Annotated in this window: 10 protein-coding genes and 1 tRNA gene; 3 read left to right on the top strand and 8 right to left on the bottom strand. The window is 70.0% G+C overall.

Going from position 1 to position 13,242, the window contains the following annotated elements:
- Positions 1-44 precede the first annotated feature (44 nt).
- Positions 45-707, top strand: coding sequence for a hydrogenase nickel incorporation protein HypB (hypB, locus tag G7Y54_RS04740; RefSeq protein WP_165078153.1), 663 nt, complete (start codon positions 45-47; stop codon positions 705-707).
- Between the two features lie 5 nt (positions 708-712).
- Here hypB and G7Y54_RS04735 read toward each other — a convergent pair whose 3' ends face one another.
- A complete protein-coding gene (locus tag G7Y54_RS04735; protein ID WP_165078152.1) occupies positions 713-1,678 on the bottom strand; it encodes a peptidoglycan glycosyltransferase in 966 nt (321 codons plus the stop codon).
- A 266-nt stretch (positions 1,679-1,944) separates the two neighbouring features.
- Between G7Y54_RS04735 and G7Y54_RS04730 the strand changes: the two genes are divergently transcribed.
- Together G7Y54_RS04730 and G7Y54_RS04725 are read left to right on the top strand one after the other, a co-directional pair.
- Positions 1,945-2,643 carry an SPOR domain-containing protein gene (locus G7Y54_RS04730; RefSeq protein ID WP_241159376.1) on the top strand — a complete coding sequence of 233 codons (699 nt, stop codon included), beginning with the start codon at positions 1,945-1,947 and terminating at the stop codon, positions 2,641-2,643.
- Between the two features lie 87 nt (positions 2,644-2,730).
- Positions 2,731-2,806 (top strand) — tRNA-Thr (locus tag G7Y54_RS04725).
- A gap of 374 nt (positions 2,807-3,180) precedes the next feature.
- Here G7Y54_RS04725 and G7Y54_RS04720 read toward each other — a convergent pair.
- The 7 genes from G7Y54_RS04720 to ilvD form a co-directional block, all read right to left on the bottom strand.
- A complete protein-coding gene (locus tag G7Y54_RS04720) occupies positions 3,181-4,338 on the bottom strand; it encodes an SEL1-like repeat protein (RefSeq protein ID WP_241159375.1) in 1,158 nt (385 codons plus the stop codon).
- The gene (locus G7Y54_RS04715; protein ID WP_241159374.1) at positions 4,335-6,149 is read right to left on the bottom strand and encodes an LIC12162 family protein; all 1,815 of its coding nucleotides are present in this window, start codon (positions 6,147-6,149) and stop codon (positions 4,335-4,337) included. The genes G7Y54_RS04720 and G7Y54_RS04715 overlap by 4 nt, the downstream gene beginning before the upstream one ends.
- Positions 6,125-7,186 (bottom strand): N-acetylneuraminate synthase family protein, encoded by a 1,062-nt coding sequence (locus tag G7Y54_RS04710; protein ID WP_165078151.1) that lies wholly within the window; start codon positions 7,184-7,186, stop codon positions 6,125-6,127. The genes G7Y54_RS04715 and G7Y54_RS04710 overlap by 25 nt, the downstream gene beginning before the upstream one ends.
- A gap of 12 nt (positions 7,187-7,198) precedes the next feature.
- Entirely contained in the window at positions 7,199-8,653 is a 1,455-nt protein-coding gene (gene thrC / locus G7Y54_RS04705; protein ID WP_165078150.1) for a threonine synthase, read from the bottom strand.
- 89 nt (positions 8,654-8,742) lie between these two features.
- The gene (gene plsY / locus G7Y54_RS04700) at positions 8,743-9,345 is read right to left on the bottom strand and encodes a glycerol-3-phosphate 1-O-acyltransferase PlsY (protein WP_165078149.1); all 603 of its coding nucleotides are present in this window, start codon (positions 9,343-9,345) and stop codon (positions 8,743-8,745) included.
- Between the two features lie 36 nt (positions 9,346-9,381).
- Positions 9,382-11,508 carry a ribonuclease catalytic domain-containing protein gene (locus G7Y54_RS04695; RefSeq protein WP_165078148.1) on the bottom strand — a complete coding sequence of 709 codons (2,127 nt, stop codon included), beginning with the start codon at positions 11,506-11,508 and terminating at the stop codon, positions 9,382-9,384.
- Between the two features lie 14 nt (positions 11,509-11,522).
- A complete protein-coding gene (gene ilvD / locus G7Y54_RS04690) occupies positions 11,523-13,205 on the bottom strand; it encodes a dihydroxy-acid dehydratase (RefSeq protein WP_165078147.1) in 1,683 nt (560 codons plus the stop codon).
- Positions 13,206-13,242: the final 37 nt, after the last annotated feature.

Genomic DNA, 13,242 nt, shown 5'->3' with positions numbered 1-13,242 from the left:
GCGGCCGAGCCGCCGAGCCCATATGGGAGCCCAGGGAGGGCGTGATGCAGATCCCCGTTGTCCGCAATGTTCTGGAAGCCAACGACAAGATGGCGGCCGAGGTGCGCCGCGAACTGGCTTCGCGCGGCATCCTCGCGCTCAACCTCATCAGCTCGCCGGGCGCCGGCAAGACGACCCTTCTGGAGCGCACCCTGCGCGACCTTGGCGGCGAATTCCGCATGGCGGTCATCGAGGGCGACCTCCAGACCGACAACGACGCCCGCCGCGTGGCCGCCACCGGCGCCCAGGCCGTGCAGATCAACACCGAGGGCGGCTGCCACCTCAACAGCAACCTCGTGCTCTCGGCCATGGAGCGGCTCGACCTGGCGGGCCTTGACATCCTCTTCATCGAGAATGTGGGTAACCTCGTCTGCCCGGTGGAATTCGACTGCGGCGAGGACGCCAAGGTGGCCATCCTCAGCGTGGCCGAGGGCGACGACAAGCCGGAGAAATACCCCCTGCTCTTCAACCTGGCCAAAGCCATGCTGCTCAACAAGATGGACCTGCTGCCGCATGTGGACTTTGACACGGCGCGCGCCCGCGCCCACGCCACGCGCCTCAACAGGGACCTCGCCGTCTTCGAGGTCTCGGCGCGCGACGGCAGCGGCATGGAGGCGTGGTATGACTGGCTGCGCCGGATGCGTGAGGCCAAGCGGGCGCGGCGCTAGGCGGCTCAGCGGGGGCTGCTCCCCCTGTAGGCCGCGAGGTCCACGAGCAAGGTGCCCGAGTCGGGCCTGAGGGTGATGGTGAAGATCTGCACGTCCGAGCGCGGGGCGTCGGCCTCGGTCAGGGCGGGGAGCTCCGCCGCCGGGGCGAGCATGAAGCTGGCCTCGCCGCGGCCGGCCTTGAGGAAGCGCTGCAGGGTCTGGTCCAGCAGCTCGCGCTTCTGCTCCACCGTGAGGTCGGGCATTTCGGTAAAATTGATGTCCAGCCCGGGAAATTCCGCCTGCCACGGCGTCATGCCCTGGCCGTAGAGCACGGCCAGCAACCGCTCGAGCGTGGCCTGTTCCAAGGGGCGCCGCAATTCCAGATGCTCCAGATATTCGTGGCCCATGGCCGCCGCATCGGTGGGCTCCGGCTCCGCCGCCCCGGGGATGAGCCGCGCGGCCCAGAGCTGGCCGGCGAAGCCCAGACCCTCGAGGATGGCGTCGTTGTCGTCGCGCGGGGCGTCCATGCTCAGCAGGGAGCAGACATCGTTCATGGTCATGCCCGGCCGGAACTGCGAAAGCTCGCACACCGGGCGGCTGCCGGGCCGCGGCACGAGCTCCTGCACCTTGCCGTTCACATGGCGCGAGATGCCGTCCTTGAGGTCGAGGATCATGCAGGCCGTGTGGTCGCCGCAAAAGGTCATGCCCCGCGCCTCGCCCACGGGCACCGCGGGGAAGGCCCAGAGCTCGAGGCCCGTGTCCACCCGCATGTCGGCCACGCCGCCGGGGTTCTCCACCTCGGCGCGCTGGCCGGGCGCCATGTCGAGCCGCAGGAAGAAGACCCTGGGCCCGGTGCGGAAGCGGATATTGAGCATGTCCTGCCGGGTCTGGTTGCCGATGCTGAGCTCGGCGGCGGCGCTCGCCGCGCGGGGCAGGGCAGGGAGGAGGGCGAGGATCAGCAGGGGCAGCAGGACGCGGGACAAGACGAACATGGCAGGCTCCCAAAGCGCGTTTGGCGCAAGTGTACCAGAGGCCGGGGGAAGGCTGTCAAGCCGGGGCGTAGCCCGGGGGCGCCCGCTTTACGCCGCCGGCGGCGGCTGCTATGCTTGGCCCGCAATTTCTCGGCTTGCCGGAGCGGGGCTCACGCGCCCCGGGCCTGTGAGCAGCCTTTAGCGGAACACGCGAGACGGGGATGCCCTCAAGTTCTTCACGAAGCGCTGGCCGAAGCGCGGCCCAAGGCTCCGGCAGGGCGCCCTTTTTGCGGCTGCGCTTTTCGTCGCTCCTGGCGCTGGCCTTTCTGGGCGTGGCGGCCATCGCGCTCGCCTATGTGGGGGGCGTCATGACCGGGCGCGCCTCGGCGAGCGCCGAGCGGCGCCTCGCCTCTCTGGAAGCGGGCCGGACAGCGTCCGCGGACGTGCCGCCGGCCAGCCCGAAGGGCGCGCCTGCAGCCCCTCCGCAGGAAGGCCCGGGCATCCTCTCCCCGGAAGAACTGCGCTTTGCCCGCGCCCTGCGCAATGAGGACGGCGCGCCGGAAGCGCCGCCGGCGCCACCGCGCCTGGCCGCGCAAAGCCCCGCCCCTGTCGCCCAGGCGCCGGCAGAGGCGACAACGCCTTCCCCGGGGCAACCTGTGGCGCCCATGCCGGGCGCGGCTCCTTTAGCCGCGGCCCCCGAGGCGGCAACGGCGCAGCCCGTGGCGCCGGTGGCCGCGCCTGCCACCCCCATGCAGGACTATGTGTTCCAGGTGGGCGCCTTCCGCGACGAGGAGAGCGTGGACAGCCTGCGCCAGCGCCTCGAGGGGCGCGGCCTGCGCACGCGCATGCAGCGCGAGGGCAAGCTCTATGTGGTGCTGGTGCTGTTGCGCGGCGATGCGGCGCGCGCCGAGGAAGTGATGCGCATCGCCGAGGAATTGCGCCTCGGCAAGCCCATGGTGCGCAGCCGCAAGCCCGTGACCCCCTGAACCGGCCCCGCGCTGCGCCGCCTGCGGGAGCAAACTTGACAGCGCGCCGGTTTTTTGCCACAAGTGCCCGGTACACGCTCACGCCACGCCAGCTTAGCTCAGTTGGTAGAGCAGCTGATTCGTAATCAGCAGGTCAAGAGTTCAAGTCTCTTAGCTGGCTCCAGTGATTAATTTAAGGGCTCACGGAAATTCCGTGAGCCTTTTTTCGTGGCCGCCCTTTTGTCCCTGCGGTGTGCAGCGATACCGGGCTCGCCAGTAAAGAAAGCCAGATACCGCAACCTGGAGGGACGTGGCGGCATGGCGTGCCGCCAATGGCGCGCACATGCGGGCGCGAACAGGAAAAAGGCGCCGCGCGGGAACGGAAAGGGTGAAAGCCAGTTTGAAAAAAACAGGCCATGCGCCGCATGAACGGAAAATCGCTTGACGCCCCGCAGTGCGCCGGAAGTGGCGCCCGCGGGGGCGCCACCCGCAGGCCGGTCTTGCGGGCGCAGAGGGTGGGCCCGGGTGTCCGGGATCTTTTCACCCGGCCATTCCCCGCTATGGCTTCCCGGTATCGCGGCTCTTGCCGCCCTCCTTGGCGCGTGGGGCCGTCTTTTCCTTGCCCTTGGGCGCGCTCTTGACCACGGGCGCCGCCGCCGCGCTCTGCGCGCGGAGGACTGCCTTGGCGTCCGGGTCGCCGTTGCGCGCGGCGAGGCGGTACCAGCGGGTCGCTTCGGTGAGGTTGCGCTCCACGCCGGTGCCCTGGTCATACATGAGCCCGAGGCTGAACTGGGCGGCGGCCTCGTTTTGCTCCGCGGCCTTGCGGTACCATTCCACGGCCTTGGCGTAGTCCTGCGGCACGCCGCGCCCCTGCTCGTACATGAAGCCGAGATTGTATTGCGCCTCGGGCGAGCCGCGCTCGGCCGCGCGCGTGTACCACTGCACGGCCCGGGCCGGGTCCCGCGCGAAGCCTCGGCCCTCGGCGTACATGAAGGCGAGGTTGTTCTGCGCTTTCAGGTGATCCTGCTCGGCGGCCTTGGCGAACCAGTGCGCGGCCTTGGTGTCGCTCTGGTTGTCGCCCTTGGCATTGAGGTAGGTCCAGCCGAGGGAATACTGGGCGTCGGCGAGGCCCTGGTTGGCGGCGCGGCCGTACCAGTCGAGGGCGGCGTTCTCGTCCTTCTTCACGCCGCGGCCGTGGGCGTAGAGATAGCCGAGATTGTACTGCGCCTCGGCGAGCCCCTGCTCCGCGGCCTTGCGGAACCAGCGCGCCGCCTCGAGATAATTGCGGCGCGTGCCCTGGCCGCGGGCGAGCGCCGTGGCCCACGCGTTCTGGGCGCTGATGTCGCCCTTTTCCGCCGCCTGGTTGAAGAGCTGGGCGGCGCGTGCTTCGTTCTTTTTCACGCCCTTGCCCTCGAGGCGCAGCCGCCCGAGCACGTAAAGCGCCTCCGCATTGCCCGCTTCCGCGAGCGGCGAGAGCAGCCCGATGACCGCGGCATAGTCGCCCTTGTCGAGCGCGGCCTGCGCGGCGGTGAGATCCCGGGCCGCGTCCGGCGCCGCCTTGGGGGCCGGGCTTGGCTTGGCGGCGGCGAGCGCCGGGGCCGGGGCAGATGCGGGGGCTGCGGCGAGAACCAGCGCGAGCGCCAGCAGGGGAAGGAGTTTCGGGGACGGCCCGAGGGCCGCGCGCATCCTGTGCCACAGGCGGGAGAGGGTGTTCATAGCGCCTTCAGCGTTTGCGTCCAGAGGGGAACTTCCTTGCCATGGGAAAGCCGGGCCTGCGCGTCACAGAAACGCCGCCGCGCGGCCTGGATGTCCGGGCTCTGCCACCACGAGGCGGCTGCCGGCCAGACGCGCCGCGCCTGCACGGCGGCTTCCTCCGCTGTGGGGAACCAGATGCCCGCGGCCGCGAGCTCGTCCAGCAGGGCGTCGCCCTCGGGGGTGAGGGGCCAGTGGGCGCGGTTCCAGTAGAGCACCATGGGCACGTTGGCGGCCATGGCCTCCAGCAGCGACGTGCCGTGATGGTCCAGCACGAGCAGCCGGCAGCCGAGCAGGTGCGGCAGAAGCGGCCCGGTGCAGAGCTTGAGCCTCGGCATGCGCGGCAACAGCCACGCCGCGTCCTCGAGCGAGCCCGGCAGGGGAAAATACGGCCGGTAGAGGGTGCGCGATTGCAGCTCGCGCCCCAGCGCCTCGAAGAACCATTCCTTGTCTTCGCGGTATTCCACCAGTTGCAGGGGGGTGGGGTGGGAGTCGAGCCTGTAGGCGAAAGCCGCCATTTCCGTGCCCACGAAGAGCAGGTCTTCCCCAGCCGCTCCGTGCCACGCGTTTTCCAGCCGCGCGAGCTGCGGCGAGGGTAAGGGCACGAAGTTGCCCCGCGCCTCGCCGTGGCGCGTCCAGCCCCAGGTGAAGAACACATCCTGGCTGTATTCCACGAAGGCCGTTTCGCAGGCCACGGCCTCCATGCCGTAGTTGCCGCCGTGCTGGGCGAAGGCGAGCCGGTGGCCGCGCCCGCGCCAGCGCGCCAGCCGCTCACGGTAGGCCGCGTCCTCATAGGCGAGGATGGTGGCCACGCGCAGCCGGGGCCGCGAGGTGCGCGGGAGGGCGGCCGGGTGCCTGAGCGCGCGCAGGCTCGCCGGGCAGGCGGCTTGAAAAAGGGGCAGCGGGTCCAGCGGCAGCGGCGGGATAAGGGGCGTGTCTTTTCCCGCCGCGCCGCCGAAGGCCGTTTCGAGATCGAGGCTGTGGTCCGGCCCGTGGCAGGGATGCAGGAGGGCCAGCGAAAAACGCAGGGCCTGCGGCAGGGTCATGCCCTTGAGCCGCGGGAAGGGCAGCCCGAGCAGGAGCGAGCGCAGCGTGCGCCTGAGCCAGTGCCGCAGGAGCGGCTCGGCCGGCCCGGCCGCCCCGTCCGGGGCCTTGTCCGCAGGGGCTTGCGCCGTGCTTTCCCCGGCCTCGGGGAAGTGCCGCTTCCACGCGGGGGGCCAGTCCGCCTCCAGAAGGCGCGAGAAGAGCCAGTGGTTGAAGTCCGTGCCGAGGGCGCCGCGCAGGGTGAAGTCATGCTCGTCCTGGAATTGGAAGGCCATGTCCGCGGGCAGCAGCCCCACATGGAGCTCAAGGCCGCCCCAGGCCGCAACCATGGCCCGGGCGCGCACATGGCGCTCGATGACCTGCCGCGCCACGTCCACGGCCCAGGGGGCGAGCAGGGTCTGCCAATAGGCGGCCGGGAGCTCCCCGGCATGGGGCGAGACCCACTGGGCCAGGCGCGGGAGGGCGTCCGCGGCCAGCGCCTGGGCGGCACGCGCGGCCTCGCGCGCGACGGCGTGCTCGGCCAGCGGCTCGGGCGCGAAGGTGAAGGCGGTTTCCCAGTCCGGGAAGAATTCCTCGCGGCCCGCAAAGCAGGAAGGGCCCACGGCCAGCACACGCGCCGGGTCGGCTCCGCGGGGCATGGCCCCGAGGACGAGCTCGCCGAAGGCCGGGCGTGGGGCTTCGGGCTTGTGCGGGGGCGCCTCCGCCGTCAGGGCCGTTCCAGATCCGTCCACTGGAGCACCGTGTCTTCGGCAAGGTCGCGCCGCGCCGCCATGCCCACAACCTCGTCATAGCAGCGCGGCGAAATGCCGTGGGCCGGGCGCTTCCACGTGAGGTCGGCGGGCGTGAGCGCGTGGCCGGCCGGGACGGCCCGGGCCGTCACCAGCGAGCGGCGGGCGTGCTTTCGCGCCGGCTCCTCCTGCGGGAGCGCCCTGACGCCAATTTCGCCCACGCTGGCGAGGGTCGCGCGCATGCGCCGGAAAAAGAGCTTGAGGTCGTCCTTGTCCATGGCGTGGTAGTGGTCGTTGCCGGGCAGGGTCTTGTCGTGGCTGAAATGCTTTTCCAGCACGCGCGCGCCGAGCAGGGTGGCGATCTCGAGGGTGTGCATGTCCTTCGGCAGGGTGTGGTCCGAATAGCCGATGGCATGGCCCGGGAAGATGCGCCGAAGCGCGGGTATCATGCCGAGGGCCGCGTTTTCGTCCGCCGTGGGGTAGTTGAGCACGCAGTGGAGCAGGGCGAGCTTGTTGCCCTTGGCTTCTATCCACTCCACGGCCTCGGCGATCTCGTGCAGGTGCGCCGCGCCCGTGGAGAGCAGGATGGGCTTGCCGTAGCCGCAGAGGATTTCAATAAAGGGCTTGTTGGTGATGTCGGACGAGGAGATCTTGAACACGTCCATGAGGTCGTTCAGGAAGCGCGCCGACTCCACGTCAAAGGGCGTGGAGAGGAAGGCGATGCCGGCCGCGTCGCAGTGCTTCTTCAGGGCCTGGAACTCGTTTTTCCAGAAGGAGTCGTGGCGCTTGAAGAGCTCGTACTGGCTCTGCGTGGGCTCCTTGCTCGTGTCCCAGTAGGCGGGGGAATCCTTCGAGGCGAGTGTCTCGGCCTTGTAGGTCTGGAACTTGATGGCGTTGGCGCCGCCCTCGGCGGCCTCGTCGATGAGGCGCCTGGCGATGTCCATTTTGCCCTCGTGGTTCACGCCGGCCTCGGCGATGACATAGGGCATGGGGATGCGCGTCTCGGGCGCGGGAACGGCGAAGAGTTCTTGCAGGGTCATGGTGTTTGCTCCTTAATCACGCGGACGCAGGCCGAGGCGCCTGGCCACGGCCTCGGCGCCGAGGCGCGCGAAGCTGGCCACATCGCGGCCCTCGCGCTCCCTGGGCTGAAGCAAAAGCTCGGGCCGGTTGGCGAGCGCAGGGTCGGGCGTGACGCCGTATTCCGGCGGAAAGCCGTTGTTGAAATACATGTCCTGGAAGCCCGCGAACTTGAGGCTGTGCGCCGTGGAATCGAGCACCGCGCGTTCGTCCTTGCCCACCAGCCCTTCGGCGAGCGCCACGCGCAGGCCCGCGAGGCATTCGCCGCCCTGGGTGCAGGCGATATGGCCATGCCGGTTGGCCGCTATCATGGCGTCCATGATTTCCTGCTCGGTGACGCGCACCACCTGGAAGGCGCGGTCGGAGCCCGCGCCGAAGGCGTCGGCATAGCGCGTGGCCAGCGCGCGCACCCGCGGGAAGGACACGGGATTGCCGATCATGGCCGCCTGCGCCACGCTGGGCTGGACATCCACGGGCTTCCAGACGCGCTCGGCCTCGGGCGCGGCGTAATAGCGCCACACCGGGTCGGCGTGTTCGGACTGGACGCCGAAGATGCGCGGGAGGCTCGTGATGATACCAAGCTCGCGCAGCTTGAGCAGGCCCGACATGATGGCCGTGATGTTGCCCGCATTGCCCACGGGCACGAAAAGGCAGAGGCCGGACACGTCCCAGCCGTAGCGCTGCGCCACCTCGCAGGCGTAACTCTCTTGCCCGAGGATGCGCCAGCTGTTCTTGGAGTTGAGGAGCGCCACGCGGTAATGCTCCGCGAGGATCTCCACCACCTTCATGCAGTCGTCGAACACGCCGGGGAGCTCCAGCACGATGGCGCCGCTGCCGAGGGGCTGCGAAAGCTGCTGCGGGGTGACGCGCCCGTGCGGGAGCAGCACCACCGAGGTGAGCGGCGGCCCCACATAGGCGGCGTAGAGGGCGGCCGCGGCCGAGGTGTCGCCCGTGGAGGCGCAGACCGTGAGCACTTCGTCCCAGTCATGGCGCCGGCAGAGCCACTTGAGGTAGCTGAAGGCGCAGGCCATGCCGCGGTCCTTGAAGGAGGCGCTGGGGTTCTGGCCGTCGTTCTTGAAGGCGAAGTTGCAGCCCACCTCCGCCTGGAAGCGCGGGGCCGCGTCCACCAGCGGGGTCTGGCCCTCGCCGAGGTAGACGATGTCCTCCTCGTCGAGCACCGGTGCGAGCAGTTCATAAAAGCGGAAGATGCCGCGCAGGGCCGTCACGCGGGTGGCGGCGCGGGCGTCGAAGGTGGCGCGCCATTCCGCGCCGGGGCGTTTTTTCAGCTCGTCGAAATCGAGATCCCGCAAAAGGAAAACGCCACCGCAGCGGGGGCAGGTGTAGAGCAGTTCGTCCGCGGGATAGCGGGCGCCGCAGTCAAGGCAGACATATTCGAGGCGTCCGCGCCAGGCGGGGAAAGTGTCGGTCATGGGGGGCTCCTTCACGCGCGGTTGGCGCGGCAGGGCAGTTGTAGCCCGCGGCCGCGCCTTTGTCGAGCGGCGGGGAGCCCCCGGTGCCCTCAGCGCCCGGCCTTGCCCTTGAGCCAGGGCTTTTCCGTGCCCGCGCGCAGGCGGCCGATATTCTCCCGGTGCTTCACGAACACGATGACGCAAAGGCAGAGGGAGAGGGGCAGCCACTGCCACGCGCCCGCGAAGGCGAGGAACACCGGGAGCGACGCGAGCAGGGAGAGCGAGCCCAGGGACACGAAGCCGCTGCGCCAGATGACGAGCATGCACAGCGCGCAGGAGCCGAGCAGGGGCCAGAAGGCCAGCGGCAAAAAGACGCCGATGCTCGTGGCCACGGCCTTGCCGCCCCTGAGGCGCATGAAGCAGGAAAACACATGCCCGAGCACCGCGGCCACGGCCACGAGGCTCACGAAGTGCGGCGCGGGGCTGATGAACCTGAGCGCGACCCACACCGGCACCGCGCCCTTGAGCACGTCGCAGGCGAGCGTGGCCACGCCGTAGCCGAAGCCGCAAAGCCGCGACACATTGGTGGCGCCGGTGCTTTTGCTTCCGTCCTTGCGCGGGTCGATGCCGCAGAAGGTCTTGGCGATGACCACGCCCCAGGGCACGGAGCCGAGCACATAGGCGAACAGTATCCAGCAGGCTTTGACGAGCATGGCGTCCTCCTTCAGGGGGGCGGGTGGACTGGCGGCTCAGGCGACGGGCATCTCCTCGTCCGCCGGGGCAACCTCAAGAATCTGGATCTCGTTGTAGAGCGGCTGCACCTTGCCGAGGCGCACCATGACGCGCATCCCCGGCGCCGCGCGTTCGTCAAAGAGCTTGCGCCGCCCGCGCACGATGAGGCCCTGTTCCGGCAGGGTCACGGTGGCGAAGGCCTCGTTTTCCTCGGTGATGACGGCCGGCCACCACACCTTGTCGCCCTGCTGGCGGAAATAGAGCAATTTCCAGTATCTCGGCCGGAAGCGCTGCACCTGCGAGGCGCCCTCGAGAGCGGGCGAGACTTGGTCGAGCAGGGTGGCGAGGGCTTCCGCGTCCCAGCGGGGCGTGCCCGTGGCGAGCATGTGCAGGGCCTGGGCCTCGTTGACAAGGTCCGGGTAACGCCTGAGCGGCGAGGTCACGGGCGCGTAGCGCGAAAGCGCGAGGGCCGCGTGCGGCCTGGGCGCGACCTCCAGCGTGGAGGGGATGAGCGCGCGCAGGATGCGGGCCATGTCGGCAGGCTCCGTCCAGATGCCCGCGTATTCGCGCGGCACGGCCACATCCTGCGTGCGGTGCAACAGGGGCACATGGTTGGCGGCGCCCCACTCGGCAAGCGCCGCGCTTGCGAGGATCATGAGCTCCTGCACGAGCAGCTGCGCGTCCGCCGCGGGCTTGGGGCAAAAAAGGCGCACCGTGGTGTCCCACCCCTCGCCCTCGAGGGCGAGCTGGGGCTCGGGCCGCTCCATGATCACGGCGCCGGCGGCTATGCGCGCGGCCTGCCGGGCGCGGGCCAGGGCGAGGCCCATGCGCAGTTGCGCGGCGTGCGGCGTGGCGGGATTGTCCGCCTCCGCGACGCCGTCCAGCACGGCCTGGGCGTCGGGATAGGCGAGGTTCGCCGCAAGGCGCGCCCGGGCCGCGAAGAACCGGCATTCGCCCACGGTGCCGTCGCTGTCCACGGCCGCGCGCACACAAAAGGCCGGCCGTTCCTCCCCGGCCCGGAGCGACCACGCATCCGTGCCCAGGCGCTCGGGCAGCATGTGGCAGTCGCCCTCGGGGAGGTAGATGCTCGTCGCGCGGTGCAGCACCGCCTTGTCGAGCGCGGAGCCGAAGGGCCACGAGGCCGCAGGGCAGGCGAGGGCCACGGTCACGTGCCAGCCGCCGGGCCTTTCCTCCACATAAAAGGCGTCGTCCACGTCGCGCGTGCTGGCGCTGTCGATGCTGATGAAGGGGAGATCGCAGGCCGGGAGCTCCTGCCCGGCGCCGGCCGCGAGCTGCGCCACCTCAGGGGCGAAGGGCTGCCACCACGTGTCGCCGGCGTCATAGCCCGCGCGGTCGAGCCAGAAATCGTGGTGCGGCGGAAGCTCGCCCCAGGCCATGAGCAACTGGAGCGGCAAATGCGGCACGTCCGGCAGGCCCTTGGCGAGCAGGCGCCACAGGGCGTCGTCCTCCTGCGTCTCCGGGTCGATCATGCGCGCCCGCAAAAGGGCCTTGAGCCGGTCCGCCACTTCCGGCGCGGGCCACGGCACGCCCTCGGCGGCATACGCGCCTTCCCCCTGCGGCGAAAGCGCCTTGCGGCCGCTGGCCACTTCCCAGAGCAGGCGCAAAAAGGCCGCGCCGCCGGCCACGAGTGCCTCGCGCTCCTCCCGGGCCTTTTGCTCGGCAAGCCGCCGCTCCACCGTTTCGGCGTCATAGACCTGGAAATCCGGCGGCTGGAAGCGGAAATGGCTCTTGCAGGCGAGGAGCGCGCGGCCGTAGGCCGCCACCTCGTCCGGGCCCGGGGCCGTCTCCATGAGCTCGGCAAACCATCGCGCCGGCGCGGCCTCCACCTCGCCCTGCGCGAGCTCCCAGAGCTCTCCCACCGGCACGGCGCTCGCCAGTTGCTCGCGCCGGGCCTTGTGGGCCTCGAGCAGGCGCGCCATCTCGTCCTTGCCGGTGGTACCCTCGTGGAGCGGCCCGAGCCACGGCAGCACGCGCGCCGAGGTGAGCCGGGTCTCGCGGCGATTGGGCAGGAAGAGGCGCAGCTTGCCGCCGGCCTCCTCCATCACCATGGCTATCTGGACGGCATTGCCCTCCAGGTATTCCACTATGCAGCCCGGCGCCGGGTAGCGCACGCTCTCCTGCATGGCCAGGCCAGCGCTCAGATTTCCTTGTAGCGGCCGCCCGTGGCCGCCGAGCTCACGAGGCCCGCGTAGCGCCTGAGCACCGGGTAGGGGCTCTTCTTTTCAGGATGCCTGAGCTCTTCGCGGCGTCGCGCAAGCTCCGCCTCGTCCACCAGAAGCTCGAGCTTGCGGCCCGGGATGTCGATGCTGATGACATCGCCCTCGCGCACGAGCGCGATGGGGCCCCCGTCCGCCGCCTCGGGCGAGATGTGGCCGATGGCCGCGCCGTTGGTGCCGCCGGAGAAGCGGCCGTCCGTGAGCAGGGCCACGTCCTTGCCAAGGCCCATGCCGGTGATGGCCGCGGTGGGCGAGAGCATCTCGCGCATGCCCGGGCCGCCGCGCGGGCCCTCATAACGGATGACCACGGCGTCGCCGGCCTTGATCTTGCCGTCGAGGATGGCGTGCATGGCGTCCTCCTCGGAGTCGAAGACGCGCGCCGTGACCTCGCGGCGCATCATCTCCGGCGCCACGGCCGACTGCTTGACCACGGCCCCCTGTGGCGCCAGATTGCCGCGCAGGATGGCGATGCCGCCCTCGGCCGAATAGGCCTTGTCCACGGTGTGGATGACCTCCTCGTCGAGGATGCGGGCATGGCGCTCGCGCAGGTTTTCGCCCACGGTCTTGCCGGTGACGGTCATGCAGTTTTCATGGATGAGGCCGAGCTTGTCGAGCTCGCTCATGACCGCCGGGATGCCGCCCGCGTTGTCGAGGTCCACCATGAAGTGCTTGCCCGCGGGCGAGAGTTTGCAGAGGTTGGGGCTCTTGCGACTCACCTCGTCGAAGACCTCGAGGCCCATGTCGAGGCCGGCCTCGCCGAAGACGGCCGGAAGGTGCAGCACGGTATTGGTGGAACAGCCGAGGGCCATGTCCACGGCCACGGCGTTGGCCACGGCGTCGGGCGTCACGATGTCGCGCGGGCGGATGTCGTTCTGCAAGAGCTCCATGACCTTCATGCCCGCGGTCTTGGCGAGGCGGATGCGCGCCGCGCTCACGGCCGGGATGGTGCCGTTGCCGGGCAGCGCCACGCCGATGGTCTCGGCGAGGCAGTTCATGGAATTGGCCGTGAACATGCCCGCGCAGGCGCCGCAGCCCGGGCAGGCGCGCTCGGTCATGACCTCGAGTCCCTCCTCGTCGAGCTCGCCCGCGCGCACCTTGCCCACGGCCTCGAACACGGTGATGAGGTCGCCGCGCTTGCCCGGCGCGAGGTTGCCGGGCAGCATGGGGCCGCCGGAAATGAGGATGGAGGGCAGGTTGAGGCGCAGCATGGCCATGAGCATGCCGGGCACGGTCTTGTCGCAGTTGGGGATGAAGACGAGGGCGTCGAAGGCGTGGGCGCGGGCCATGATCTCGATGGAATCGGCGATGAATTCGCGCGAGGGCAGCGAAAAGCGCATGCCCTCGTGGTTCATGGCGATGCCGTCGCAGACCGCGATGGCCGGAAATTCCAGCGGCGTGCCGCCCGCGAGACGCACTCCGGCCTTGACCGCGTCGGCCAGCGCCCCGAGGTGCAGGTGCCCGGGCACGATCTCGCTCGCGGCGTTGACGATGCCCACGAAGGGGCGGTCCATCTCTTCGCGCGTCAGGCCAAGCGCGTAGAGCAGGGAACGGTGGGGAGCCTTTTCCAGGCCGCGCTTCATGCGGCTGCTGACTTCGTCCTTCATCGGGTATTCCTTGGCTGCGCCGGCTTTGCGGCGGCAA

It is taken from the genome of Desulfovibrio sp. ZJ746, from assembly GCF_011039155.1.
In the GTDB taxonomy this organism is placed as follows: Bacteria; Desulfobacterota; Desulfovibrionia; order Desulfovibrionales; family Desulfovibrionaceae; genus Desulfovibrio.
Note: the sequence above shows the minus strand (reverse complement) of the source record. Positions and strands in the feature narration are given on the sequence as shown.

What these genes read in the sequence shown, in the direction of transcription:
- hypB (WP_165078153.1), top strand. Translation starts at nt 45, where the DNA reads ATGCAGATCCCCGTTGTCCGCAATGTTCTGGAAGCCAACGACAAGATG.
- G7Y54_RS04735 (WP_165078152.1), bottom strand. Translation starts at nt 1,678, where the DNA reads ATGTTCGTCTTGTCCCGCGTCCTGCTGCCCCTGCTGATCCTCGCCCTC.
- G7Y54_RS04720 (WP_241159375.1), bottom strand. Translation starts at nt 4,338, where the DNA reads ATGAACACCCTCTCCCGCCTGTGGCACAGGATGCGCGCGGCCCTCGGG.
- G7Y54_RS04710 (WP_165078151.1), bottom strand. Translation starts at nt 7,186, where the DNA reads ATGACCCTGCAAGAACTCTTCGCCGTTCCCGCGCCCGAGACGCGCATC.
- thrC (WP_165078150.1), bottom strand. Translation starts at nt 8,653, where the DNA reads ATGACCGACACTTTCCCCGCCTGGCGCGGACGCCTCGAATATGTCTGC.
- plsY (WP_165078149.1), bottom strand. Translation starts at nt 9,345, where the DNA reads ATGCTCGTCAAAGCCTGCTGGATACTGTTCGCCTATGTGCTCGGCTCC.
- G7Y54_RS04695 (WP_165078148.1), bottom strand. Translation starts at nt 11,508, where the DNA reads ATGCAGGAGAGCGTGCGCTACCCGGCGCCGGGCTGCATAGTGGAATAC.
- ilvD (WP_165078147.1), bottom strand. Translation starts at nt 13,205, where the DNA reads ATGAAGGACGAAGTCAGCAGCCGCATGAAGCGCGGCCTGGAAAAGGCT.